The sequence below is a fragment of the Microbacterium yannicii PS01 genome (assembly GCF_000304335.1).
Classification (GTDB): domain Bacteria; phylum Actinomycetota; class Actinomycetes; order Actinomycetales; family Microbacteriaceae; genus Microbacterium; species Microbacterium yannicii_A.
Genome location: NZ_CAJF01000011.1, coordinates 76,269 through 101,843, shown reverse-complemented (window position 1 = coordinate 101,843; position 25,575 = coordinate 76,269). Strand labels below are relative to the sequence as shown.

General features: G+C 69.6%; 22 protein-coding genes. 10 read left to right on the top strand and 12 right to left on the bottom strand.

Annotated features, from left to right (window positions below; translation table 11 throughout):
• The first annotated feature begins 23 nt into the window (after positions 1–23).
• Positions 24–722: a GntR family transcriptional regulator gene (locus WYM_RS08465; protein WP_237739360.1), complete on the top strand. Its 699-nt coding sequence runs from the start codon at positions 24–26 to the stop codon at positions 720–722.
• Positions 723–876: 154 nt separating this feature from the next.
• Here WYM_RS08465 and WYM_RS08460 read toward each other — a convergent pair whose 3' ends face one another.
• Genes WYM_RS08460 through WYM_RS08440 form a run of 5 tightly spaced genes read right to left on the bottom strand, consistent with a single transcriptional unit; the run spans position 877 to position 5,603 of the window.
• A complete protein-coding gene (locus WYM_RS08460; protein ID WP_026059673.1) occupies positions 877–2,145 on the bottom strand; it encodes an ABC transporter substrate-binding protein in 1,269 nt (422 codons plus the stop codon).
• Positions 2,142–3,242, bottom strand: coding sequence for a branched-chain amino acid ABC transporter permease (locus tag WYM_RS08455; protein WP_019180399.1), 1,101 nt, complete (start codon positions 3,240–3,242; stop codon positions 2,142–2,144). The genes WYM_RS08460 and WYM_RS08455 overlap by 4 nt, the downstream gene beginning before the upstream one ends.
• A complete protein-coding gene (locus WYM_RS08450; protein ID WP_019180398.1) occupies positions 3,242–4,123 on the bottom strand; it encodes a branched-chain amino acid ABC transporter permease in 882 nt (293 codons plus the stop codon). Before WYM_RS08450 ends, WYM_RS08455 begins: the two co-directional genes overlap by 1 nt.
• Positions 4,124–4,126: 3 nt before the next feature.
• Positions 4,127–4,837, bottom strand: coding sequence for an ABC transporter ATP-binding protein (locus tag WYM_RS08445; protein WP_019180397.1), 711 nt, complete (start codon positions 4,835–4,837; stop codon positions 4,127–4,129).
• Positions 4,824–5,603 carry an ABC transporter ATP-binding protein gene (locus tag WYM_RS08440; RefSeq protein WP_019180396.1) on the bottom strand — a complete coding sequence of 260 codons (780 nt, stop codon included), beginning with the start codon at positions 5,601–5,603 and terminating at the stop codon, positions 4,824–4,826. The genes WYM_RS08445 and WYM_RS08440 overlap by 14 nt, the downstream gene beginning before the upstream one ends.
• A 285-nt stretch (positions 5,604–5,888) precedes the next feature.
• Here WYM_RS08440 and WYM_RS08435 point away from each other — a divergent pair, with 285 nt between their 5' ends.
• From WYM_RS08435 to WYM_RS08425, 3 genes are all read left to right on the top strand, one after another.
• A complete protein-coding gene (locus WYM_RS08435; protein ID WP_019180395.1) occupies positions 5,889–7,286 on the top strand; it encodes an aminomethyltransferase family protein in 1,398 nt (465 codons plus the stop codon).
• 169 nt (positions 7,287–7,455) lie between these two features.
• Positions 7,456–8,373, top strand: coding sequence for an IclR family transcriptional regulator (locus WYM_RS19710; RefSeq protein ID WP_019180394.1), 918 nt, complete (start codon positions 7,456–7,458; stop codon positions 8,371–8,373).
• Positions 8,370–9,155, top strand: a complete 786-nt coding sequence (locus tag WYM_RS08425) for an NAD(P)-dependent oxidoreductase (RefSeq protein ID WP_019180393.1) — start codon at positions 8,370–8,372, stop codon at positions 9,153–9,155. Before WYM_RS19710 ends, WYM_RS08425 begins: the two co-directional genes overlap by 4 nt.
• A gap of 444 nt (positions 9,156–9,599) precedes the next feature.
• Here WYM_RS08425 and WYM_RS08420 read toward each other — a convergent pair whose 3' ends face one another.
• Both WYM_RS08420 and ligM read right to left on the bottom strand, forming a co-directional pair.
• Entirely contained in the window at positions 9,600–11,228 is a 1,629-nt protein-coding gene (locus tag WYM_RS08420) for a tannase/feruloyl esterase family alpha/beta hydrolase (protein WP_019180392.1), read from the bottom strand.
• 504 nt (positions 11,229–11,732) lie between these two features.
• Entirely contained in the window at positions 11,733–13,136 is a 1,404-nt protein-coding gene (ligM, locus tag WYM_RS08415) for a vanillate/3-O-methylgallate O-demethylase (protein ID WP_019180391.1), read from the bottom strand.
• A 146-nt stretch (positions 13,137–13,282) separates the two neighbouring features.
• Here ligM and WYM_RS08410 point away from each other — a divergent pair, with 146 nt between their 5' ends.
• Genes WYM_RS08410 through WYM_RS08395 form a run of 4 tightly spaced genes read left to right on the top strand, consistent with a single transcriptional unit; the run spans position 13,283 to position 16,913 of the window.
• The gene (locus WYM_RS08410) at positions 13,283–14,056 is read left to right on the top strand and encodes a PIG-L deacetylase family protein (protein ID WP_019180390.1); all 774 of its coding nucleotides are present in this window, start codon (positions 13,283–13,285) and stop codon (positions 14,054–14,056) included.
• 37 nt (positions 14,057–14,093) lie between these two features.
• A complete protein-coding gene (locus WYM_RS08405; protein WP_019180389.1) occupies positions 14,094–14,807 on the top strand; it encodes a 4-carboxy-4-hydroxy-2-oxoadipate aldolase/oxaloacetate decarboxylase in 714 nt (237 codons plus the stop codon).
• Complete coding sequence (locus tag WYM_RS08400) at positions 14,794–15,951, top strand: 4-oxalomesaconate tautomerase (RefSeq protein WP_019180388.1); 1,158 nt, start codon at positions 14,794–14,796, stop codon at positions 15,949–15,951. The genes WYM_RS08405 and WYM_RS08400 overlap by 14 nt, the downstream gene beginning before the upstream one ends.
• Positions 15,948–16,913: a VOC family protein gene (locus WYM_RS08395; RefSeq protein WP_019180387.1), complete on the top strand. Its 966-nt coding sequence runs from the start codon at positions 15,948–15,950 to the stop codon at positions 16,911–16,913. The genes WYM_RS08400 and WYM_RS08395 overlap by 4 nt, the downstream gene beginning before the upstream one ends.
• A gap of 186 nt (positions 16,914–17,099) precedes the next feature.
• Here the strand turns inward: WYM_RS08395 and WYM_RS08390 are convergent, their stop codons facing one another.
• From WYM_RS08390 to WYM_RS08375, 4 genes are all read right to left on the bottom strand, one after another.
• Positions 17,100–17,402 carry a GIY-YIG nuclease family protein gene (locus WYM_RS08390; RefSeq protein ID WP_040569197.1) on the bottom strand — a complete coding sequence of 101 codons (303 nt, stop codon included), beginning with the start codon at positions 17,400–17,402 and terminating at the stop codon, positions 17,100–17,102.
• A 286-nt stretch (positions 17,403–17,688) separates the two neighbouring features.
• Entirely contained in the window at positions 17,689–18,801 is a 1,113-nt protein-coding gene (locus WYM_RS08385; RefSeq protein WP_019180385.1) for a 5-methyltetrahydropteroyltriglutamate--homocysteine S-methyltransferase, read from the bottom strand.
• 73 nt (positions 18,802–18,874) lie between these two features.
• The gene (locus WYM_RS08380; protein ID WP_019180384.1) at positions 18,875–19,714 is read right to left on the bottom strand and encodes a serine hydrolase; all 840 of its coding nucleotides are present in this window, start codon (positions 19,712–19,714) and stop codon (positions 18,875–18,877) included.
• A 162-nt stretch (positions 19,715–19,876) separates the two neighbouring features.
• Positions 19,877–21,856 (bottom strand): M13 family metallopeptidase, encoded by a 1,980-nt coding sequence (locus WYM_RS08375; protein WP_019180383.1) that lies wholly within the window; start codon positions 21,854–21,856, stop codon positions 19,877–19,879.
• A gap of 169 nt (positions 21,857–22,025) precedes the next feature.
• Here WYM_RS08375 and WYM_RS08370 point away from each other — a divergent pair, with 169 nt between their 5' ends.
• On the top strand, positions 22,026–23,351 hold the full coding sequence (locus tag WYM_RS08370) for an MATE family efflux transporter (protein WP_019180382.1): 1,326 nt from the start codon (positions 22,026–22,028) through the stop codon (positions 23,349–23,351).
• A gap of 13 nt (positions 23,352–23,364) precedes the next feature.
• Here the strand turns inward: WYM_RS08370 and WYM_RS08365 are convergent, their stop codons facing one another.
• Entirely contained in the window at positions 23,365–24,000 is a 636-nt protein-coding gene (locus WYM_RS08365) for a TrmH family RNA methyltransferase (protein ID WP_019180381.1), read from the bottom strand.
• Positions 24,001–24,156: 156 nt separating this feature from the next.
• Here WYM_RS08365 and WYM_RS08360 point away from each other — a divergent pair, with 156 nt between their 5' ends.
• On the top strand, positions 24,157–25,566 hold the full coding sequence (locus WYM_RS08360) for an Nramp family divalent metal transporter (protein ID WP_019180380.1): 1,410 nt from the start codon (positions 24,157–24,159) through the stop codon (positions 25,564–25,566).
• Positions 25,567–25,575 lie beyond the last annotated feature (9 nt).

Here is a 25,575-nt window from a genome sequence, read left to right as displayed (position 1 = left end):
GGCCTCGTCCGCAGGATAATCTCGTGAGGGCACGTCGCCGTGCGCGGAAGGGACAGACCGAGATGACGGATGCCGCGATCCTGGCTGAGAACGAACCCGCAACGGGACCGGATCTGACCCACCAGATCCGAGAGTCGATCCTCGCCGCCGAGTTCGCCCCGCACCAGCGCCTCATCGAGGCCGACATCAGCGAGCGGTACGGCGCTTCACGGGCAGCCGTCCGCACCGCGCTGCTCCAGCTCGCGAGCGAGGGACTGGTCGAGCGACTCCCGAACCGGGGCGCCCGCGTCCGCGCCATCACCGTCGACGAGGCGATCGAGATCGTCGAGGTGCGCATCGGGCTCGAGACGCTGTGCGCGCGCAAGGCCGCCGAGAATCTCACCGAGGCGGATGCGCGTGAGCTTCGCGCCCTTCGCTCCGACATCGAGGACGCCGTGTCGAACGGCAACCTCGTCGAGTACTCGCGCCTGAACCAGGAGCTGGACCGGCGCATCCGCGACCTCAGCCGCCACGGCACCGCGACCCAGCTGCTCGAGCGCCTGCGCGCTCAGTCCGCCCGCCACCAGTTCCGCCTGCCGTTCCATCCGGGCCGCGCCTCGCAGTCGGCCCCCGAGCACATCGCGATCATCGACGCGATCCTCACGAAGGACCCGGACGCCGCCGAGGCGGCCACACGAGCGCACCTCAGCGGCATCGTGAACGTGCTGCGCGCGCTGGACTGACACCCTTCGACAGGCTCAGGGACCGAACCACAGGCTCAGGGACCGAACGACAGGCTCGGGGCCGAACGACGGACGGGGCCGAACGACAGGCTCAGGGCCGAACGACGGACGGGGCGGCACGGATGACATCCGCGCCGCCCCGCCGACGTTCAGGTCACTCGCCCCAGGTCTCGGACGGCGCGTAGCCCTTGCCGTTGTACTTCTGCACCTGGACGGTCGAGACGGCGGGCTGGCCGTCTTCGGTCGTGTCGACGGAGGAGCCCTCGAGCATGAGCGGCGCGGTGAACCCCGAGATGCCGCGCAGCGCCTCCATGAAGTTCTCGCGCGTCGGCTCGGTCATCTCGCCGAAGACCTGCTCGAGGGTCGCGCCGATCTGGTACGACCATACGCAGTGCGGGAACGCCGGCACGTCGGGGTAGTTGGCGTACTCGTTCAGCTGCTCGAGGAACGCCGCACCCTCCTCGCTCTCGGCGAATGTCGGGGCGGCTGCAGACTGCGCGAACGCGACCGTGTAGACACCCGGGAACGCCGCGGCGCCGCCCGGCTCGAGGATCGCCGTCGGGCTGGAGGTGTTCGAAGGCAGGAACCACGAGGGCAGCCAGCCGAGCTCCTGCGACTTCTGCAGCGACGAGATCACGAGGGGCGTGATCGACATCGCGTTGAAGAAGACGTCGGCGCCCGAGCCTGCGAGCTCGGTCAGCTGCGCGTCGACCGACGTGTCGGTGGCCTCGTAGGTGAGCTCCTTGACGACCTCGATGTTGTCGGAGCCCTCGATCGCCGACATGAATCCCTCGACGTAGCCCTCGCCGTAGTCGTCGTTCTGCGACAGGATGGCGACCTTGTGGTCCTCGGACGACGATGCGAGCAGCTCGCCGAAGGCCTCGCCCTCGTTCTGGTAGATCGGGACGAAGCCGAGCTGCCAGGGGCTCTCCTCCTGGTTGCTGAAGATCGGGTCGCCGGTCTGGATGAGCACCTGTGGCACCTCGTCGGCGATCGCCGCCTCGCGCCAGGCGCGGTTGGTCGGCGTGCCGAGCCCGGAGGTCATCGCGAAGACGCTGCCCTTGAGCTGGTCGTAGTTCGCCTTGGCCTTCTGCGGGTCGTACTCGTCGTCGAGCGCCTCGATCTCGACGGTCCGGGTCTGTCCGTCGCCGAACTCGATGCCGCCTTCGGCGTTCCGGGCGCCGAAGTACGCGGTGATGCCCGCGACCGTACAGGTGCCGGGGCCGGCGGTCGGCCCGCTGAGGGGCGTCGTGATGCCGAGCGTGATCGAGTCGTCGGTGATGCCGGGACTCGCTTCTCCGCCACCGCCCTCGGTGCTGTTGGGCGTTCCGCCGCCGCGCGCGCACCCGGCAGCGAGGACGGCGACGATGCCGATGCCCGCGATGACCGAAGCCGCCCGCATTCTTCTGCGGTTGATGCTCATGGGTCTTGCCTCTCTCTTGGTTGTGGTTCTGTGGATGGAGACTCTGCGGGGGTCGCCGGCGATGTGGCGCGGGCGGCTGCCGTCGGCGGTGTGGCGTGGCCGTCCTGCCGACCCCGTCGGCGCCACAGCCGGGGAAGCGAGACCAGCCCGCCCGGGAGGACGAAGAGCACGACCAGCAGGATCGCTCCCTGCAGCACCGCCGTGATGTTGGGGTCGATGATGTTCGTGATCTGCGGCACGAGCACGTACCAGGCGCCGCCGAGCAGCGATCCGATGATGCTTCCGGCGCCGCCGATCACCATCGAGGCGAGAAGTTCGATCGAGTGGCCGAAGTGCAGGGTCTCGGGCGAGGTGTACTGCACGACCACCATGTAGAGGAAGCCGCTGACTCCGCCGATGAGCGACGCGATGGTGAACGCCAGCACCTTGTAGCGGTACGGAGAGACGCCCATGGATGCCGCGACCGCCTCGTTGCCCTTCACGATCGCGAATGCGCGGCCGTACTTACCCCGCACCAGGTTGCGCGTCAGCAGGAACGTGATGCCGCCGATGAGGAAGACGATGTACAGCTGCCACTGATCGTCGTAGAGGCCGGTCCACTCCGGCGCGTCGGTGAATCGCGCCGACGTGCCCTGCGACCCGCCCGTCACGTCCGACAGTCGCTTCGCCAGCGGCACGCCGACGATGGGCAGCGCGATGGTGACCATCGCGATCGCGAGACCGCCGAGCCGCGCAGCCGCAAGGGCGATGAGGAGCCCGGCCACCGCCGGGATCGCGCACGCCGCGAGGAAGACGAGGAGCACGTTCCAGTCCTGGTTCACGCCATACGCCGTCACATACGCGCCGACGCCGACGAAGAAGATCTGCCCGAGCGAGACCTGGCCGGTGTAGCCCATCACGACATTGAGCCCGAGCACCGCCACCGCGAAGACGCCGATGCGCGCGATGGTCTGGTTGGCGAACTCGGGGAGCAGCAGCGGCAGCACGAGGAGAACGACGATCAGCAGCCCGATGCCTGCCCAGCGGACCCAGGTCCTCTCGAAGAAGGAGGGCTGGCGCGGGGCCATCGTGCGGGAGAAGTCCGTGACGGTCGACATCAGACGCGCACCACCGCTTTCCGGCCGAACAGGCCCTGTGGCCGAAGGATCAGCACGACGAAGATGAGGATGAACGGCACCGCGATCTTCAGGTCGTGGCCGATGAACGGCACGTAGACCGCGGCGAGGTTCTCGAGCACGCCGATGAGCCAGGCGGCCACGACCACGCCGACGGGACTCGACAGACCACCGAGGATGCAGGCGGCCAGGGCGTACACGAGCGCGGAGTCCATCATCCCGGGCGTGAGGGTGAGCTGGGGGGCGACGAGCACGCCGGCGACGGCGCCGAGCACGGCGGCCAGGCCCCATCCGGTCATCAGCAGCCGCCCGACCGGAAGCCCCGAGAACGCCGACGAGTGCGGGTTGATCGCAACGGCGCGAAGGGCGAGTCCGAGCTTGGTCCCGAGGAACAGCGCCTGCAGCAGTCCCATCATCGCGACGATCACGATGAACGTGCCGAGCGACCGCACGCTGATCGAGGCGCCCGCGATCTGCACCGTCTCGAGCGGGAACAGCGAGGGGAAGAGGCGGTTGTTGTAGGTCCAGATCCAGGCGCAGATGCCCGTGATCAGGGTCAGCAGTCCGATCGTCACGACTACCGCCGTGTCAGGATCGCCGCCCTCGAACCGGCGGATGAGGTAGCGCTCGATGACGGCGCCCAGGACGAAGGAGAACACGATGGCGATCAGGATCGCGACGATGAGCGGGAGGCCGAGGCCGGTGAGCGCCCACGCCACATACGCCGACAGCACGGCCATGCCGCCCTGTGCGAAGTTGATCAGGCCGGTCGCCTGATTGACCAGCACGATCGCGAGCGCGAGCGCCGCGTAGATCGAGCCGGTCGACAGTCCGTCGATCACGAGCTGGATGAACGTGCCCATCCGTCAGCCTCCCAGGTACGCGCGGCGGATCTCGTCCATGCCCCGCAGCTCGGCAGAGGTGCCGGTGAGCACGCTCCGGCCGGTCTCGAGCACGGTGGCGGTGTCGACCAGCGAGAACGCGAGGTTGGCGTTCTGCTCGACGACGAGCATCGCGATTCCCGACTCGCGGCGCAGGCGGCCGATGGCCGCGTACACCGCGCGCGCCGTGCTGGGCGCGAGGCCGAGTGAGGCCTCGTCGAGCATCATGAGGCGGGGTTTGGCCATGATCGCCCGCGCCACCGCCAGCATCTGCTGCTCGCCGCCGGACAGCGCCGAGCCGTTCGAGCGGATGCGCTCCTGCAGCTGCGGGAACAGGTCGAGGCAGTAGTCGATGTCGGCGGCGATGCCCTTGCGATCCTTGCGCCGGTAGGCGCCGACCTTGAGGTTCTCGCGCACGGTCAGGTCCGACAGCGTCCCTCGTCCCTCTGGGACGTGGGCGATCCCGAGCCCCGCGACCTGATCGGGCCGCAGACCGCGCAGGTCCTTGCCGTCGAACCGCAGCGTGCCGGTCGAGCGGACCGTGCCCGAGATCGCGCGGAGCGTCGTCGTCTTGCCCGCGCCGTTCGCACCGAGGATGCCGACCGCTCCCCCATCGGGGACCGTCAGCGAGACGCTCTCGAGCACCTGCACCGGTCCGTAGGACGCGGTGAGGTCGGCGACCTCAAGCAGCGTCATCGGCGACGTCCTTCCCGATGTAGGCCTCGATCACCCGGGGATCGGCCTGCGCCTCCGCAGCGGTGCCCTCCATGAGCTTGCGTCCGTGATCGAGCACCATGACGCGGTCTGTCAGCGCCGAGATGAGACCCATGTTGTGCTCGACGATGATCACGGTGATGTCGGCATCCCGGACCCGTCGCACCGTCTCGATCAGCTGCTCCACCTCCGAATGGGGAAGGCCGGCAGCCGGCTCGTCCAGCAGGAGCAGTCGCGGCTTCATCAGCAGCGCTCGGCAGAGCTCGACGCCCTTGTGCAGCCCGTGCGACAGCTGGTCGGCGCGCATCCGAGCCGCCCACGCCAGCCCGTGCGCTTCGAGCAGGGCCAGGGCCTCGTCACGCAGCTCCTTCTCGGCGCGCGTCGTGCGCGGCATCCGCACCGCCCATTCCACAGGACCGCCGGGCAGACGGCTGTGCGCACCGAGGAGGACGTTCTCGAGCACCGTCTCACGCAGCTGAAGCGCGGGATGCTGGAACGTTCGGGCCAGGCCGTGGCGCGCGAGCGTGGCCGGTCGGGCACCGCTGACCTCCGCCTCGTCGATCAGGATCGAGCCCGCGCTGGGCTTGTAGTGGCCGCTGATGCAGTTGAACAGCGAGGTCTTGCCCGCGCCGTTGGGGCCGACCAGTCCGAAGATCTGGCCCGCGGTGACGTCGAACGACACCTCTTGCAGAACCTTGACGCCGCCGAAGTGAAGGCTGACATCGCTGACCGTCAGTTGCGCGCCCATCGCCCGCCTCCCGCGTCCTTGCGTCGGTGTGCATCATCCGGGGTTCGAGTTCCCCCTCTGGTGGGACGCTACGGATGTCCACGCAGATTGTCAACGATTTTGGTTTGAGAACTGCGAGCAGTTCTTCGATCGTGATGTTCTGCGCCGGACGCCGCGGCGACCACTCCTGAGATTGTGGGCCCGCGAGGCTGGCGACCGGGGCATCTGTTTCGCATGAACGGAAAGAATTCCGGCGGGCGCCACCGGCCTGCCTAGCATGGCGGCGAACCGACAGGAGGGTCGACGATGACCGAGACAGGCACGCAGACGACGACGAAGAGCGAGTCGCTCGCCGAGGCGATCGAGCGCGCGGGCAGCCCCGTGGAGCTGCTGCGCAACCAGAACTGGCCGGCGTTCACGTTTCCCGTGGCGCCCGAGTTCACCAACTGGCGTGACGAGCAGCGGGCATGGAACACGACCGTCGCCCTGATGGACCAGTCCCACCACATGACCCAGCTCTTCCTCGACGGCGCCGACCTGATCCCGCTCCTCAGCTCGATCTCGCCCAACACGTTCACGACGTTCCGGCCCGGCGTCGCCAAGCAGCTGATCTCGGTGAACCAGGACGGCTACCTCATCGGCGACGGCATCCTGTTCTACAACGCCGAGGGTCCCGAGGGCCTCGTGCTCATCGGGCACCACATCCTCATCGACTGGGTGCGGTTCAACGTCGAGAAGGCGCAGGCCGAAGGCCGCGATGTGCGCTACCGGCTCGAGGCGAACTCGCACATGCGGCAGGGCCCGCCGACGTTCTACCGCTACGAGCTGCAGGGGCCGAAGGCCGACATCGTCATGGAGAAGGTCTTCGGCGGTCCCGCACCGGAGATCAAGTTCTTCCACATCGGCGACGTCGAGATCGCCGGCCGGCCCGTCAAGGCGCTCCGGCACGGCATGGCCGGGCAGCCCGGCTTCGAGTTCTACGGCCCCTGGGAAGACAACGAGGTCGTGCTCGAGGCTCTGATGGAGGCCGGCGCCGAGCACGACATCCGCCGTGTCGGGGCGAAGGCGTACTCGTCGTCGCCGCTCGAGTCCGGCTGGGTGCCGACGCCGTTCCCGGCCGTCTTCAACGACGACTTCGCCGAGTACCGCGAGTGGCTGCCGGCCGCCCGCATCGGCTCGGTCGCCGGGTCGCTCCACTCCGACGACGTGCACGACTTCTACATGACGCCGTTCGACATCGGGCTCGGCCGCTCGGTCCGGTTCGACCATGACTTCCACGGCCGCGCCGCTCTCGAGAAGCACGCCGAGAATCAGCGCCGCCGCAAGGTGACGCTGATCTGGAACTCCGACGACGTCGCCGCCGTGGTCCGCTCGCAGGTGGAGCCGGGCGTCCCGGCGAAGTTCCTCGACTTCCCCAAGGCCCGGTACGGGTTGTACCAGATGGATGCGATCGAGCAGGACGGCCGGCCCGTCGGCATCTCGACGGATGCCGGCTACGTGGCATACGACCAGCTCTACATGTCGCTCGCGACCCTCGACGCCGACATCGAGGAGGGCGCGCAGGTGGAGGTGGTGTGGGGAGAGGATCCGATCTCGCGCAAGGACTCGGTCGACGCCCAGCACCGCCAGGTGCGCATCCGCGCCACCGTCGCCCCTGCCCCGTACCACGACTACGCGCGAACGGTCTATCGCGCGAACGGCTGACCCGAGGGTCCGAGCCCGAGGCCCCTGAGCCTGTCGAAGGGTCCCCGAGCCCGTGGAGGTCCCTGAGCCTGTCGAAGGGCCCCCGAGCCCGTCGAGATCCCTGAGCCGTCGAAGGGTTCCGTTCAACGGAATCGCGGTAGCATGGCGCCCACTCGATGAGGAGGATGCCGTGGCACGAGGATCAGCAGGGGAATCGGTCCTGCACCGGCACCTGCGCGTGCTCGAGAGCTTCGACGCGTGGCATCCGTTCCTGACCCTGAGCGAGATCGCCGAGGCTGCCGGGCTGGCCCCGTCGACGGCGCACCGGCTCATCACCGAGCTTGAGCGCGAGGGACTGCTCGAGCGCTTGCCCGACCGGACGTATCGCCTCGGGGTGCGGCTGTGGGAGTTCGCCAGCCGCACCCCGGGGGCGCTCGGCCTTCGCGAGATCGCGCGGCCGTGGCTGGGCGCGGTGCACGAGCGGGTGCGCCAGCACACGCAGCTGGGCGTGCTCAGCGGCCGGGATGTGCTCTTCATCGACCGGATGTCGACGCGCGACGCCGTCGTCAACGCCACCCTCATCGGAGGCCGCACGCCGCTGCACGTGTCGTCGAGCGGGCTGGTGCTGCTGGCCCACGCCGATCCCGGCGTGCTCTCGGATGTGCTCGCGCACGGCCTGCGCGTCTACACCGAGAACACGATCCGCACGGCGGCCGAGCTGCGCGCACGACTGCGCCTCGTCCGCACCGAGGGGCATGCGGTGACCGAGGGACACATCCACCTCGAGTCGCGCGGCATCGCAGTGCCGGTCATGGGCCCGGGCGGCTCCGTCTACGCCGCCATCGGCGTCGTCGTCCCCAACGACGGCACGTCGCCTCTCCCTCACATCGAGCTGCTGCGCCGCGCCGCCGCCGGCATCGCCCGCGATCTCGCGGTGGCGTATCGGCCCGATGTCGACGAGCGCACGCATGGCATCCGCTCGCTGGTCAGCGGATCGCGCCGCTCTCTGGAGTACTTCGAGAGCCTCGAGCCCGATCCGCATCACTCCGGAACGATTCCGGATGCCGCGGCCTCGCTCTCGCGCGGCTCCGCGGTGGACGCGCCATGACGACGATCGCGATCCTCGGTCTCGGCGAGGCAGGCCGCCTCTACGCGCAGGGGCTCGCCGGCGCGGGCGCCGTGGTGCGCGGCTACGACCCGCACCACTGGCTGAACGCGCCGGGGGTCGCGCAGTCCGCCGACCTCGCCGAGGCGCTGGCCGGGGCCGAGGTCGTGCTGAGTCTCGTGAGCGGCCATGCCGCGGCATCCGTCGCACGAAGCGCCCTCCCCCACGTGCGCGATGGGGCGGTGTACGCGGATCTGAACTCGGGGTCGCCCGCGATGAAGGAGGAGATCGCCGAGTTCGCCGCGGGCCAGGGACTGCTGATGGCCGATGCCGCGGTGCTGGCGCCGGTCGCACGTGCCGGGCATCGCACTCCCCTTCTGGTGAGCGGGACCGGGGCGCGCGCACTCGGTGAAAGACTCGCGCCGTTCGGGGTGCCGATCGCGGTGCTCGACGCGGCCGCGGGCGAGGCGGCGCGGCTGCGCCTGCTGCGGAGCGTCTTCATGAAGGGTCTCGCGACCCTCGTGATCGAGGGACTGGGCGCGGCACGCGCCGCCGGCGCGGAGGAGTGGCTTCACGCGCAGATCGCGGACGAGCTCGGGCCCGAAGGCGACGCGCTCGTGCACCGCCTCGTCGAGGGCACGCACGCGCACGCGGGGCGCCGGGTGCACGAGGTGCGCGCAGCCCTCACCGAGATCGAAGCCACGGGCCAGCCCGCCGACATGACCCGCGCCACCCTCGCCTGGCTCGAGCGCCTCGCCCCCGAGGGTCCGCCGCCGGGTCGCTGAGCCCCCGGTGGTCGCTAGCCCGTCGTCGCTGAGTCCCGGTGGTCGCTGAGCCCAGTGGTCACTGAGCCCAGTGGTCACTGAGCCCAGTGGTCACTGAGCCCAGTGGTCGCTGAGCTTGTCGAAGCGCCCTTCGACAGGCTCAGGGACCGGGACCGCCCGCCCTTCGACAGGCCCAGGGACCGGGACCGCCCGCCCTCCGACAGGCTCAGTCCCGTGGTCGCTGAGCTTGTCGAAGCGCCCTTCGACAGGCCCAGGGACCGGGACCACCCGCCCTTCGACAGGCTCAGTCCCGTGGTCGCTGAGCTTGTCGAAGCGCCCTTCGACAGGCTCAGGGACCGAGACCGCCCGCCCTTCGACAGGCTCAGGGACCGGAGTACCCGCCCCTCAGCCTGCGGGGGTGCCTCGGCCCGGCAGATCCGCCGAGCCGAGGCATCCGTACGCCCGTCAGCCCACCACGCAGGTGAAGCTCGCCGCGTCGCTCGGATCGGTACCGGTGAACTGAGGCCATGCGGGGTACTCGCACATCGGACGCGTGCGTCCCGCCGTCGCGGCATTCGCGTCGATCATGACGAGCTGCTCCGGCGCCTCGCGCTCCTCGACCCAATCCATCAGTGCCGGAAGCGCGTCGTACGTCGCCGAGAACGGCCCGAACCCGTGCGAGAAGCCCGGCATCTCGTAATAGCGCAGGAACCTGTCCAGCTTTCTCTCGGAGAACGCCGCGACCTGGCGCTCGTAGAAGGCGCGTGTGTTCTCAGGGAGCACGCCGTCGTCGGCGAGACCCGTCGTCAGGATCATCTTGCCGCCGCGTTGGGCGAACTTCGACAGGTCGACCTCGGTGCTGTCGAGCACCTCACCGACCTCCTGGATGCGCTCCGACCACTGGTCCAGGTCGAAGCTGCGCACGTCGTAGCCCGGGTCGCGGGTCACGATGTTCGTGGCGATGGCGCTCAGCACCGAATAGTGGAACGCCTCCTGGCCGCTCGCGGGATGCGCCGGCTGCGGCACCGTGCCGAGGGTGAAGCGGTCATAGGTGCCGCCGTAATAGATGGGGCTCGCCGGGACGATGCTGTTGCCCTCGATCGGGAAGCCGAGGTCGTGCTCGCTCGCGATGGCGTCCGCGGTCGCGATCTGCTCGTCCGACAGGCAGGTGTCGCCGGTGTCCACGCCGTCCGGGCAGCGGAGGGTCAGCGGGTCGAATGCCTCGAGACAGCCGGCGGTATCGGCGATGACTCCGTCCTCGAGTCCGTCGAGCCCGTCGCACGTGTCGTAGACGGACTGCACGATCAGCTGCGTCTTCGCGGGATTGAGCCAGCCGACCCCGCCATCGCGATAGAGGATGTCGCGGAAGGTGCCGCCGATGCCCGCATGCATCATCGCGACGTTGTACGCCGGGGTGCCGGCGACGACGCCGTCATAGTCCTTCGGGTACAGACCGGCCGCGTTGATCGCCTCGTGGCCGCCCTGCGAGAAGCCGATGAAGTAGAAGTAGCGCGGCGTCTTCCGGTACGTCTCCTTGATGATCGCCATCGCGACGTCGTGGGTCTTCTTGATGGAGTCGGTCCCGTAGTTCACGAGCGCTTCGTCGTTCAGTCCGAACGACGAGTCGAAGCCCGCTCCCTTGTGACCGCCATCCGAGCCGAGCGTCACGAACCCCTGCTCGAGGGGCGTCGGCTGCCCCGCCGGCTGCAGCCGATAGGGGTCGAGCCCCGTCACGAGGCTGCCGTTATAGCCGCCACCGCCCATCTGCAGTGCCCGCTTGTTCCAGTCGGCCGGCAGATTGACCTGGAACTCGATCGGCGGCGCTTCGGGATCGACCGGATGGATGTCGCCGACGACGCGGCACTGTCCGCCCCCGTCGCCCACCCATGTGGCACTCGTGATGTCGGCGCCCGTCGTGGGCAGATCGATCTTGCGCTCCGAAACCGTGAAGTCTGCCAGCGCCGCGCACTTCTGTTCCGTGATGCCCGGCCGGTTTCCGTTAGGTGATGCGGCGGCACCGGCGCCTGCCGTCAGCACGCTGGCGCCGAGCAGGACCGCTCCTAGCGCCGCCGTGATGGTGATTCTCCTTCGCATGACAACTCCTCGCTGAGTTCGCTGCGGGGCCGCACTCGACCCCGTGGCCGAGCCTAGAACCGATCACACCCAATATCGTTAACAATCCTGTTGATGAGAATGGTCTCATTCTGCGCCGGGCGATGCGCGACGCAGCGCGCCCATCGACACGCTCAGGGACCGCAATCAGCGCCCTTCGACAGGCTCAGCCCAGTTGTCGCTGAGCTTGTCGAAGCGCCGCTGAGCCCCCGTGGTCGCTGAGCTTGTCGAAGCGCCCTTCGACAGGTTCAGGGACCGAGACCGCCCGCCCTTCGACAGGCTCAGGGACCGGGACCGCCCGCCCTTCGACAGGCTCAGCCCAGTGGTCGCTGAGCTTGTCGAAGCGCCCGCTGAGCCCCGTGGTCGCTGAGCTTGTCGAGGCGCCCTTCGACAGGCTCAGGGACCGAGGTTCGTTCAGGCTCAGGGACCGAGGTCCGATCTGGATCAGCGACCGAGATTCCGCTCAGGTACCTGCGACCACGACGCTCAGGCCGCGCCGCTGGTGCGCCAGCCGCCGTGGTACTCGGTGCGGGCCGTCACGGCGTACGGCACCGGGCTGACCACGGCACGCACGGCGATCTGCTCGTGCGGCTCCACTGTGGCCTTGCCCGAGCCGCCGTCGGGCTCTCCCCACACCACGCGCACCTCGGCGCCGATCGGCACGTCGTGATCGACCGTGGCCAGTGACAGTCCGCGCCGCTCGTTGGCCGTCACTCCCGTGAAGAGGGACAGGCCCACGTGGCTGCCGTCGGCGTCGATGACGGCGTCGTAGTTCGACGAGCCGTAGTTGGCGTTCGGCAGGTCGAAGAACTGATAGCCGGGGCCCTCCCGGTCGATGACCGAGGTCAGGATCTTGGCGAGGTCCTCGTCGTTCCACGCGAGCGTGACCTTCTTGCGCTGCTGCTGCGGATCGATCTGCTCGAGCGCGTCGCGGCCGATGAAGTCGTGGTCGAACTTGACGAACGACCCGTAGCCGAGCTCCCACGGGTTGAGGTAGTAGTCCTCGATGCTCTGGGACACGAAGGATCCGGCCAACGCGTTGATCGCCTCGTAGCTGTTGGCCGGCAGCCACTCGCGGTATGCCCGCTCCCCCTCGCTGGAGTAGATCGCCGGCAGCGGGGACGGGATCCAGCCGGACTCGAGCGTGTTGGACGAGTACGCCCGCGAGCCGCACGGCTCGATGCCGAACTCGCGACCCGCCTCGAGGATGGCGTCGCGGATCCTGCCGTGCTGCGCGTACGGCCCCCACAGCTCCAGCCCGGGCGCGCCCGCCATGCCGTGGCGCAGCGTGCGCACCTGCTCGCCGGCGATCGTCATGTGACCCATGTGGAAGAATTTGACCTTGTCGACGGTGCCGCCGGCGAGCTTCTCGATGATGGCCCAGGCGCTCGGACCCTGGATCTGGAAGCGGTAGTACTCGCGGTTCACCGCAGCCCCGTACGGGCGCGACGGCGAGCGGTCGTCGTAGCGCGTCTCGACGTCGTAGCCACCAGTCTCGGCGTGGAACTGCAGCCAGTTCGCACCGGGAGCGCGCCCGACGTAGACGTAGTCGTTCTCTGCCTCGTGGAACAGGATGCCGTCGCCGATCACGCCGCCGTTCGAGGCGGTCGGCACGAACTGCTTCGCGGTGTCGACCGGGAAGTTCGCGAACGAGTTGATGCCGGTGTCGCTCAGCAGCTTCAGCGCATCGGGACCCGACATGAAGAAGTTGACCATGTGGTGCGACTGGTCGTAGAGCACGGCTGCGTCGCGCCAGGCCTTCTGCTCGCGTCTCCAGTTGGAGAACTCCGCGGGGACCACCGGGTAGATGTACGTGCCGAGCTGCGAGTTGCGCAGCAGCTCGACGGCGTTTCCGGACTCGTCCAGCAGCTCCTGGAGGTTCTCGGCCATGGGTCTCCTCGACTTCCTTGTCTTCGGGTATGTCTGAACGACTGAGCGTACGGATCGGCGATACCTATGTACAGAGGGATATCTCCGTCGCCAAGATTGTAGACAGAATCTTGACCATTGCGCCAGACCTGTGGTTCGCTGGCGGCATGGCACAGACGCCCGACTCCGCCCCCGGCACGGACGCCCTCCTGGTCGTGAGCGCCCATGCCGGCGACTTCGTGTGGCGCGCCGGCGGCGCCATCGCCGCCGCGACCATGCGCGGCGAACGCGCCGTCGTCGTCTGCCTCTCGTACGGCGAGCGCGGCGAATCCGCGAGCCAGTGGCTGCAGGGCAAGGGCCTCGACGAGATCAAGGCCATCCGTCGCGGCGAGGCCGAGGCCGCGGCATCCGCTCTGGGTGCCGAGATCGAGTTCCTCGACCTCGGCGACTACCCGCTGGTGGAGTCGCGCGAAGCCGTGGCCCGTCTCGTCGACGTCTACCGCCGCGTGCAGCCGACGGTGGTCCTCACCCACACGCTGCGCGACCCGTACAACGGCGACCACCCCGCCGCGGCGCGCATGGCCCTCGAGGCCCGCATCCTGGCGCAGGCCATCGGCGTCGCGAACTCCGACGGCACCTTTCCCACCGCCGACGAGATCATCGGCGCTCCCCCGGTCTTCTTCTTCGAGCCGCACCAGCCCGAGCAGTGCGACTTCACGCCGAACGTCCTGCTCGACATCACCGACGCCTTCCCGCGCAAGCGGGCCGCGATGGAGTGCCTGCCCGCGCAGAAGCACATGTGGTCGTACTACACAGACCTCGCGGTGCGCCGCGGGGTGCAGGTCAAGCGCAATGCGGGACCGAACCTCGGCCTCGCGCACGAGACGATGGGCGAGGCGTACATGCGGCACCTGCCACAGGTGACGGACGTGCTGGCATGACGCTCGGCAGAGCCTCGATCGAGCGGGGTGGAGATCTATGAGCACTGTCGTCACCGACATCGAACGAGCGGATGCCGCGACCGCCGCATCGCTCGGCGGTCACGGAGTCGCGACCGTGCACGAGGCCATGGGCCGAACCGGTCTGGTCGGCGCCGGCATCCGCCCCATCCAGGACGGCGCCCGCATCGCGGGAAGCGCCGTCACCGTGCTGAGCTGGCCGGGCGACAACCTCATGATCCATGCCGCCGTCGAGCAGTGCGAAGAGGGAGACGTGCTCGTCGTCACGACGACATCGCCCTCGGTCGACGGTGCCTTCGGCGAGTTGTTCGCCACGGCCCTGCAGGCCCGGGGCGTGCGAGGACTGGTGACGACGACGGGCGTGCGCGACGTCGCCGAGCTGCGCGCCATGGGATTCCCGGTGTGGTCGGCCGCCGTCCACGCGCAGGGCACGGTCAAGGCGACACCCGGCTCGGTGAACGTCCCGATCGTCGTCGGGGGCGTCGCCGTGAGCCCCGGCGATGTCATCGTGGCCGACGACGACGGCGTGCTCCGGGTTCCGCGCCTGGACGCCCCCGCAGCCCTCGCCGCTTCCGACGCGCGCGCCGAGAAGGAGGAGGCCGACCGCCAGGCGTACCGCAGCGGCGAGCTGAGCCTCGATCGCAAAGGGCTGCGCCCGCTGCTGGCCGATCTCGGCGTGACCTACGTCGCCCAGCGCGACCACCGGTCCGGCCAGAGCGATGGCCGCCGCTGACCCGCAGGGGGCCGATGCCGTGCGCCGCGGCATCCGGTGCATGCTCATGCGCGGCGGGACGTCGAAGGGCGCCTACTTCCTGGCCGCCGACCTGCCGGCCGACTCCGCCGCCCGCGACGACCTGCTGCTGCGCATCATGGGCTCACCCGATCCGCGTCAGATCGACGGGATCGGCGGCGCCCACCCGCTGACGAGCAAGGTCGCCGTCGTGGCGCCCTCGACCGCCGACGACGTCGACGTCGACTATCTCTTCCTGCAGGTCGGCATCGAGGAGCCGATCGTGGGCACGGCGCAGACCTGCGGCAACCTGCTCGCGGGCGTGGGCCCGTTCGCCGTCGAGCGCGGGCTCGTGCGGGCGACCGGCGAGAGCACGACGGTCCGCATCCGCCTGCTGAACACGGGCGACATCGCGACCTCCGTCTTCACCACCAGCGACGGCCTGCCCGACTACGACGGCGCCGACGACGCGGTGACGATCGACGGGGTGCCGGGCACCGCCTCGGCCATCCACCTCGAGGTGGGCGGCGGCCCCGACAAGCCGCTGCTGCCGACCGGCCGCGTCGTCGACGAGATCGACGGGCATCGCGTCACGCTGATCGACAACGGCATGCCGGTGGCCGTGCTCCGCGCCGACGATCTCGGGGTGGACGGCACCGAGTCGCCCGCCGACCTCGAAGCCGATGCCGAGCTGAGCGCGCGCATCGAGCAGGTGCGGCTCGCGGCCGGTCCCCGCATGGGACTCGGCGACGTGCGCGCGCAGACCGTGCCGAAGATGATCCTCGTCTCGCCGGCGCGCGCCGGCGGCGCGCTGTCGACCCGAGCCTTCATCCCCTCGCGCGTCCACACGTCCATCGGCGTGCTGATGGCGGCATCCGTGGCCGCCGCGGTCCGGGTGCCGGGCACGATCGCCGCCGAGATCGCCGGTCCCGTCACGGGCGAGGTCACCACGATCGAGCACCCGAGCGGCGACTTCCCCGCGCGCGTGCACGTCTCGCCCGACGCCGACGGAACCTGGCGCGCGACCTCGGCGTCGCTGCGCACCGCCCGCAAGCTGTTCGACGGCCTCGTGTTCCCGCGGAGCGCGGGGCAGCAGCCTCCGTCCGTCGACACCCCTGTCAGCCCCGTCAGAGAGGACGCCTCATGACCGCACACACGTCGTTCGACGTCGCCCACCTCGCCAACGTCGAGCTGCTCACGCCGAAGCCCGACGAAAGTCGCTGGTTCTTCGAGGAGCTGCTCGCGATGCGCGTCGTCGCCGAGGAGGGCGACTCGGTCTACCTCCGTACGTGGGACGAGTACGAGCTGTACACGATCAAGCTGACGGGGTCGGATGCCGCGGGAGTGGGCCGCACGTCGTTCCGGGCCTCGTCCGACGAAGCCCTGGAGCGCCGGGTGGCGGCGATCGAGAAGGCCGGGCTCGGCGAGGGGTGGGCCGACGGCGAGGTGGGGACCGGCCGCACCTTCCTGTTCCGCGACCCCGACGGCCACGCGATGGGCATCTACTACGACACCGAGCGCTACGTCGCCGGCGACCAGGACCGCCCGGCGCTGAAGAACCAGGCGTCGCGGTTCCCCGGCCGCGGCGTCAACGCCCGGCGCCTGGACCACATCAACTACCTCGCGAAGGACGTCGAGGCGAACGGCGAGTTCCTCGCCACGGCGCTCGGGATGCGCGAGTCCGAGCGGATCCGGCTCGACACCGGGAAGTTCGCCGCGTGGTGGTTCCACTTCTCACTGAAGTCCTACGACGTCGTGTACTCCGACGACTGGACCAAGCACGGCAACCGCCTGCACCACATCGCGTTCGCCCCCGACACCCGCGAAGACATCCTCAAGGCCGCCGACATCTTCTTGGAGAACGACATCCACATCGAGTCGGGACCGCACAAGCACGCCATCAACCAGACGTTCTTCCTGTACGTGTGGGAGCCCGGCGGCAACCGCATCGAGTTCGCCCAGGCGGGTGCGCGGCTGCTGCTCGACCCCGATCAGCCCGTCGTCGAGTGGAGCGAGGCCGAGCGCAAGAAGGGACAGGCGTGGGGCATGAAGACCATCGAGACCTTCCACACCCACGGCACCCCCGTCGTCGACGCCCCCGCCCACTGACCCCGGTCACTGAGCCCGCCGAAGCGCCCACCCCGGCCACCGAGCCCGACGTTGAGCCCGTCGAAGCGCCCAACCCGGTCGCTGAGCCCGTCGAAGCGCCAGTCGAACCGCCCACCCCGGTCGCTGAGCCCGCCGAAGCGCCCGACCCGGTCGCTGAGCCCGTCGAAGCGCCCACCCTCCAAACCCTCAGTCGCTTCGCGGCTCACTCCGAGCCCGCGCCAGCCGCGGGAGATCCGAGCCTCTGCCTTCGATGAGAGCCGTCTTCTTGGCCCGTCCCCAGCCCTGAAGCTGCTCTTCGCGGGCGAAAGCCAGGTCGACGCTGTCGAAATGCTCCGCGTAGGCGACGATGACGGGCCGCCGCTTGCGCGTGAAATTGGCGGCCAAGACATCGTCGTTGTTGTGTTCCCAGACGCGCGCGTCAAGATCCTTATCGGTGCTGCCCGTATAGAAGCTGCCGTCAACGCAGCGAAGGATGTAGGTCCAAGCCATGATCGACATGGTGGGACAGCCAGGGGTCGACGCGAAGCCATCCGAATGCCTCTGTGAGGAACGGGTGCGACCGCAGGCTTGGGGAGGACTCTTCGACAGGCTCAGGGATCGTGGATCTGGGCGGCCCTTCGACAGGCTCAGGGACCGTGGCTCTGCGCGCCCTAGGACAAACTCAGCGACCCGACGCTGGCGGCCCTTCGACAAGCTCAGGGACCGACAAGCTCAGGGACCGACGAGTCAGGGACCGACAAGCTCAGGGACGGACAAGCTCGGGACCGGGAGAGGGTCAGCGCCAGACGTCGGCGGCGATGTCGACGACCTCGCGCACCTTGGCCCACTGCTCGGCCTCCGTGAGGACGTTGCCCTCCTCGGTCGAGGCGAAGCCGCACTGCGGGCTCAGCGCGAGCTGCTCGAGCGGAGCGAACTTCGCGGCCTCGTCGATGCGCGCCTTGACGGCATCCACGTTCTCGAGCTCTCCGCTCTTGGAGGTGATCAGGCCGAGCACCACCGTCTTGTCGCCCTCGGGCAGGAAGCGCAGCGGCTCGAAGCCACCCGCGCGCTCCGAGTCGTACTCGAGGAAGTAGCCGTCGTACGCGGTGTTGCCCAGCAGCTGCTCGGCCACCGGCTCGTACCCGCCCGACGAGATCCACGTCGAGCGGAAGTTGCCGCGGCAGACGTGGGTGGTCACGACGAGGTCGTCGGGCTTGCCGTCGAGGATGCGGTTCAGGATCGTCGCGTAGCGCTCGGCGATGCCGTCGGTGCGGATGCCGCGGTCACGGGCCTTCTCGAGCTCGACGTCCGAGCACAGATAGGCCCACGCGGTGTCGTCGAACTGCAGGTAGCGGGCGCCGGCGTCGTAGAACGCGGAGACGGCGTCACGGTACGCCTGGACCAGGTCGTCGACGATCGCGTCGCGGCCGTCGTACGCCGACTCGGCGATGTGGCCGGGCTCGAGCCGGAAGTCGAGCACGGTGGGCGCGGGGATGCTGAACTTCGGAACCGCGCCTGTCGTGCGCTCCAGCAGGCTCTTCAGCGAGCGGAAGTGGTCGAGGAACGGGTGGGTGTCGCTGAACCCGATCTTGCCGCTGATCTCGAGGCCGCGGGGGCGGGTCTGCACGCCCTGGAACTGGATGCCGTGATCGAGCTCGACGACCTCGACGCCGTCGAGCAGGCCGAAGAAGTCGAAGTGCCACCACGAGCGGCGGAACTCGCCGTCGGTCGCGAGCTTCAGGCCCGCGTCGGCCTCCTGGACGACGAGCTCGGCGATCGCGGTGTCTTCCGCGACCTTCAGCGCTTCGGCATCGATCTGACCGTCGGCGAACCGGCGGCGGGCTTCGGCGAGGGCGGCGGGACGGAGGAAGCTGCCGACGATATCGGCGCGGAAGGGCGGCGTTGACACCCTTGCGATCGTACGCGATCCCTCTGCGCAGAGGGAGTGAGGCCGTCATCCGGAGTCACCCGCCGGACCGCCGTCAGAACACGTACTCCATGAGCTCGACGCCGAGCGTGCGGAACGCCTCGTGCGCGCGCATGCGGTGGTAGATCGACAGGTCGTCGAAGCAGACGATCAGCGCGTACGAGACGCCGGCCCGAGGACCGGCGAGCACTCCCGCCTCGACCCGGATGCCGGCATCCCGCCCGGTCTTGTTGATGAAGAGCAGCCCGTGCTCGTCGTTCTCGTGCGAGAACGGGTCGAGTCCGGTCGCCGACGCGACGAGCGAGAGGTCGTGGTTGAGACTCAGCCACTCGGCGACCTGAGCGCTGACCCCCGGCGAGACGATCTGGGAGTTCACCAGCGCCGCGAACACCTGGGCCAGCTCGCGGGCCGATCCCAGCGCGAAGTGCGGCGCGTCGTCAGGGCCGCGCTCGTCGCGGAAGCGATCCAGCAGCGCCGAGCGGGTCAGCCCGAGCTGCTCGATGCGCGCCCGCACCGCCGGCAGCCCCACCCGCGAGAGCAGGGCGTTCGCGGCCAGCGCGTCGCCGGTCGACGCCGTGAGCACGGCGAGATCCGACAGCGGCAGGGCCGGCGCTTTCAGGTGCTGCCACACGCCGCCGACGGTGACCGTCTCGATCTGCGAGCGATCGAGGATCTCGAGCGGCTCCAGCTGCCCCGACTCGAACGCGGCGGCGACCTCGATCAGCAGCGGCACCACCCCGAGTCCTGCGACCGGAAGGGTGACGAAGTCGTCCCCCGCGAGCACCGAGGTGCCCCGATCGAGGTCGGTGATGCGCACCGAGATCTTCGCGCCGGACGCGGCCAGGTCGTCGAGCGCCTTCAGCGTCGACGTGAACGATCGGCGGCCCGCCGCCACCCTCCTCGGTGGTCGTCGTCCTGTGCTTCGTCGTGCCCCCCGCAGCGACTCGGCATCCCTTCTGGGCTCAGTGCCCACGGGTGTCCTTCCGGTTATCGGATCCCAGGTGGTCTCGGTCTCGGTTCGGCTTGCCCGGTGGATGGGTGGTCCACGGGCCGCGAGTCACCAGATGGTGACGCGCTGTTCGGCGTCGAGCCAGAGCTCGTCCGACTCAGTGACTCCGAATGCATCGTAGAACGCATCGATGTTGCGCACGATCTGATTGCAGCGGAACTCGTTGGGCGAGTGCGGATCGATCGTCAGCAGGCGGATGGTCTCGGCATCCCGCCCCTTCTGCTGCCAGATCTGCGCCCAGCTCAGCAGCAGGCGCTGGATGCCGGTGAACCCGTCCAGCTCCGGCCCGTGGTCACCGTCGGGGTCCGACTTCGCGAGGTGCAGCTCGTAGGCCTTGATCGCGATGCCCAGTCCGCCCAGGTCGCCGATGTTCTCGCCGATCGTGAGGGCGCCGTTGACGTGGTGCTCGTCGGCGAGACCGCGCGGCACGAGCGCATCGAACTGGGCGATGAGGTTCTTCGTGCGCTCCTCGAAGGCGGTGCGGTCGGCGTCGGTCCACCAGTCCCGCAGCGATCCGTCACCGTCGAAGCGGCTGCCCTGGTCGTCGAAGCCGTGGCCGATCTCGTGACCGATGACCGCGCCGATGCCGCCGTAGTTGGCCGCGGCGTCGCGGTCGGCCTCGAAGAACGGGTACTGCAGGATCGCGGCGGGGAAGACGATCTCGTTCATCAGCGGGTTGTAGTACGCGTTGACCGTCTGCGGGGTCATGTACCACTCGTCGCGGTCGATGGGCTGCCCGACCTTCGCCAGCTGCCGGTCGTGCTCCCACACGTGCGCGCGGCGCACGTTGCCGGGAAGGTCGGCGGCGTCGATCTCGAGCGCCGAGTAGTCCTTCCACTTCACCGGGTAGCCGATCTTCGGCGTGAACGCGTCGAGCTTGGCGAGCGCACGCTCGCGCGTCTCGGGACTCATCCACTCGAGGTCGGTGATCGACTGGCGGTACGCCTCGATGAGGTTCGCGACGAGCTCGTCCATCGCGTCCTTCGCCGCCGGCGGGAAGTGGCGCTCGACGTACACGCGGCCGATCGCCTCGCCCATGGCCGCCTCGGTGAGACTCACGCCCCGCTTCCAGCGCTCGCGGTTGACCGGCACTCCGGTGAGCTGCGTGCCGTAGAACGCGAAGTTCTCGGCGACGAACTCCTCCGACAGGAACGCGGCGGCAGAGTGCACGACGGCGAAGCGCAGCCACGCCTTCCAGTCCTCGAGTCGCTCCTCGGTCAGCAGCCCGCCCAGTCCTTCGAAGAAGCTCGGCTGGTAGACGTTCACCTCGCCGAACGCGTCGGGGTGATCCGGGGCGACGCCCTCGAGCCACGGCGCCAGGTCCAGGCCGACAAGCGTCTGCAGGGCGTCCCACGTCAAGAGGTTGTAGGTCTTGACCGCGTCGCGGCTGGCGACGTTGTCCCAATGGTGTGTGGCCAGCTCGGTCTCGAGCGCGAAGATGCGATCAGCGGATGCCTCGGCCCCGGGCACACCGGCGAGCTCCAGCATCTTCTGCACGTGGGCGCGGAACGCGGTGCGCGTGGCCTCGAAGTTCTCGAGGCGGTAGTAGCTCTCGTCCGGAAGCGAGAGGCCGCCCTGGATGAAGAAGGGCACGTAGCGCTGCGGGTTGCCGGGATCGGGCTCGATGTAGAGATGCACGAGCGCCGCGACGCCCTCACGCTCGAACTCGCCGATCGTGCGCAGGAACGACGGCACGCTGTCGATCGCGTCCACGCGAGCGAGGACGTCGGTCAGGGCTCCGGCGCCGCGCTGCTCGATGCGCTCGGTGTCCATGAAGCTCGTGTAGAGGTCGCCGATCTTGCGGGACTCCGTGCCGGGCTCCGCCTGCTGGGACTCCTCGACGATCGCGTGGACGTCCTTCTCGGCCTGCTCGGCGATCAGGTGGAACGAGCCCCACCGCGCCTTGTCTTCGGGGATCTCGGTCCGCTCCAGCCACGCGCCGTTGACGTGACGGAACAGATCGTCCTGCGGGCGGATCTCGGCGCTGAGCTCCTCGAGCGCGAGACCGGTTCGGGGGGCGTCGGTCATGCGTCCAGGATAGGCGTCCGCGCTGGGTCCCTCTCCCGCAACCGGAAATCGGATCCGCAGGAGCGGACGTCTCGGCCGACGCGCCGATTCCGGATGCCGCGACCCGGCGTGCCTCCCGGCATCTCCGCACCTGCGGATCCGAGGGTGCGCCGGCTCGTAGGCTCGGAGGGTGACGAGCCCGCCAGACACGCTGAACCGTGACATTCTGCGGCTCGCCGTCCCGGCCCTGGGCGCCCTCGTCGCCGAGCCGCTCTTCCTCATCGTCGACTCCGCCCTCGTCGGACACCTCGGCATCGAGCCGCTCGCCGGCCTCGGCATCGCGTCGGCGGTGCTGCAGACGATCGTCGGCCTGATGGTGTTCCTCGCGTACTCGACGACGCCGGCGGTCGCCCGGCGCTTCGGCGCCGGTGATCCGTCGCGGGCCGTCTCGGTCGGCATCGACGGCATGTGGCTGGCGCTGGGCATCGGCACCGTGCTCGCTCTCTCCGGATACTTCGCGACGCCGCTGCTGGTGGGTCTGTTCGGCGCCTCGCCCGCCGTCGCCGCACAGGCCGAGACCTACCTCGGCATCTCGATGTGGGGACTGCCCGCGATGCTCGTCGTCTTCGCCGCGACGGGACTCCTGCGAGGACTCCAGAACACCGTGACGCCGCTGTGGATCGCCGGCCTCGGATTCGCAGCCAACGCGCTTCTCAACTGGGCCTTCATCTACGGCCTCGGCTGGGGGATCGCAGGGTCGGCGGTGGGCACCGTGGTCGCGCAGTGGGGCATGGTGGCCGCGTACGTCGTCGTGGTGGCTCGGCTCGCGCGGCGGCACGAGGCATCCGTCCGCCCTCAGCGCGAGGGCGTGCGCGGGTCGGCGCGCTCCGGAGGCTGGCTCTTCGTCCGCACGGTGTCGCTGCGCGTGGCGCTGCTCGCGACAGTCGCGGTCGCGACGGGCCTCGGCACCGACGAGCTCGCCGGCTGGCAGGTCGCGTTCACGATCTTCTCGACGGCGGCGTTCGCGCTCGACGCGCTCGCGATCGCGGCGCAGGCGCTCGTCGGCAAGGGGCTCGGCGCCCGCGACACGCATGTGGTGCGCCGCGTGCTCGGCCGCACGGTGGCGTGGGGCGCATGGTTCGGCGTCATCGTGGGCGTTGTGATCGGCGCTCTGTCGGGCTTGATCGGACTGCTCTTCACCGGCGATGCCGAGATCGCCGCCCTCGTGCAGCCGGCGCTCATCGTCCTCGCCGTCGCACAGCCGGTGTGCGGCATCGTGTTCGTGCTCGACGGTGTGCTCATCGGGGCGGGCGACGCGAAGTACCTCGCCGTCGTCGGCGTGCTGAACCTGGTGCCGTTCCTTCCGGTGCTCGTGCTCGTCGCCGTGCTGCATCCGGCCGGCGCTGCGGGCCTGACATGGCTCGCGGTCGCGTTCTTCGGCGTCTATATGCTGGCGCGCCTGGTCACGCTCGGACTCCGCGTCCGCGGCGCCGCGTGGATGACCGTCGAGGTCTGAGACCCGGGCGGGCTCACGCCCAGCGGCGGCACCACTCGTACATGACGACGGCGCCCGCGGCGCTGGCGTTGATCGAGCGGGTCGAGCCGTACTGGGTGATCTCGACGACGCCGGATGCCGCGGCGACCGCCTCGGGCGAGAGCCCCGGCCCCTCCTGACCGAACAGCAGCACGCACCCCTCGGGCAGATCGGCGCGCTGCAGGGGCACCGAGCCGGGGACGTTGTCGATCGCGATGATCGGCAGGGCCGCGGCATCCGCCCACGTCTTGAAGGAGGCGACGTCCTCGTGGTGGCGGACGTGCTGGTAGCGGTCGGTGACCATCGCGCCACGGCGGTTCCAGCGGCGGCGGCCGATGATGTGCACCTCGGCGGCGAGGAAGGCGTTGGCGCTGCGCACGATCGAGCCGATGTTCATGTCGTGCTGCCAGTTCTCGATCGCCACGTGGAAGCGGTGGCGGCGGGTGTCGAGGTCGGCGACGATGGCCTCCATCGTCCAATAGCGGTAGCGGTCGATGACGTTGCGCGCATCGCCCTCGGCCAGCAGATCGGGGTCGTAGCGAGGGTTGTCGGGCCATGCATCGGGCCCTCCCGGCCACGGACCCACGCCGACCGGCAGCGTCGGCTCGGTCGGGTGCTCGGAGGCGGTCACCGGCTCAGGCTATCCGGCACGGCGGTTCGCAATTCAGTCTCGCTGAAAGCCGCAGTCGCACCGGCCCGGCGTGTCGCGGACTTCGGGCGTTCGGGGACTGAATTGTGAACCGCCGAGGATATTTCGGTAGGCCGAAATGTCCTGTACGGTTTCGGCATGCCGAAAACTGCCGACGACGTCACCCGCCCGGCGGCCGTGCCCGGGCGACGACCCGGAACCGTGCCGCGGGTCGCGTGGCTGATCGGCCCTGCTCTTGTCGCGGGCGTGGCGTACCTCGACCCCGGCAACGTGGCGAGCAACATGACCGCCGGCGCGCGCTACGGCTACCTCCTGGTGTGGGTCGTCGTCATCGGCAACGTGATGGCGTGGCTGATCCAATACCTGTCGGCCAAGCTCGGGGTCGTCACGGGCCGGAGCCTTCCCGAGACGCTGGGGCTGCGGATCCGCAACCGGTGGGGCCGCCGCGCGTACTGGCTCCAGGCCGAGCTCGTCGCGATGGCGACCGACATCGCCGAGGTGATCGGCGGCGCCGTGGCCCTGTATCTGCTGTTCGACGTGCCGCTGCTGTGGGGCGGTGTCATCACCGGCACGGTGTCGATCGCTCTGCTGCTGATCCAGTCGCGGCGTGGCCCGCGCCCCTTCGAGTTCGTCGTGATCGGCCTGCTCGCCATCATCGCCATCGGCTTCTCGTTCGGGGTGTTCATCGCCCCGCCCGACCCCGCCGGCGTGATCGGCGGGCTGGTGCCGCGGTTCGAGGGGACCGACTCCGTGCTGCTGGCCGCCTCCATTCTCGGGGCGACGATCATGCCCCACGCGATCTACGCCCACAGCGCTCTCGCACGGGACCGGTTCGCGCCGCGCTTCGACAAGCTCAGCGACCGGGGTGAAGCCAGGGACCGGGGTGAGGCGGGCGACCGGGGTGAAGCCGGGGACCGGGGTGAGGCGGGCGCGTCGACGGACGCGGGACCCGGCGCTCGCGTCGACATCCCGCTGGACGAGCTGCGCGGCATCCCGACCCGTCGCCTCCTGCGCGCGACCAAGTGGGACGTCACGATCGCGATGCTGATCGCGGGCACGGTGAACCTGTGCATCCTGCTGCTGGCGGCGGCCAACCTCGCCGGCGTCCCCGGCACCGACTCGCTCGAGGGCGCGTACGCGGCACTGTCGAGCGGACTCGGCCCGCTCGTGGCGACGCTGTTCGCCGTCGGCCTGCTGGCGAGCGGGCTGGCCAGCACCTCGGTCGGCGCCTACGCCGGCGCCGAGATCATGCACGGCCTGCTGCACGTCAAGGTGCCGCTGCTCGCCCGGCGGCTGGTCACGCTGATCCCCGCACTGGTGATCCTCGCCATCGGCTTCGACCCGACCGTCGCACTGGTCCTCAGCCAGGTGGTGCTGTCGTTCGGCATCCCGTTCGCGCTGATCCCGCTGGTCGCCCTCACCGCGAAGGCCGAGGTGCTGGGCGGCTATCGCAACCGGGTGTGGACGACGATCGCCGGGATCGCGGCATCCGTCTTCCTCATCGCGCTCAACGCGATCCTGCTCTGGCTCGTCCTCACCGGCGCCTGAGCCCGCCGG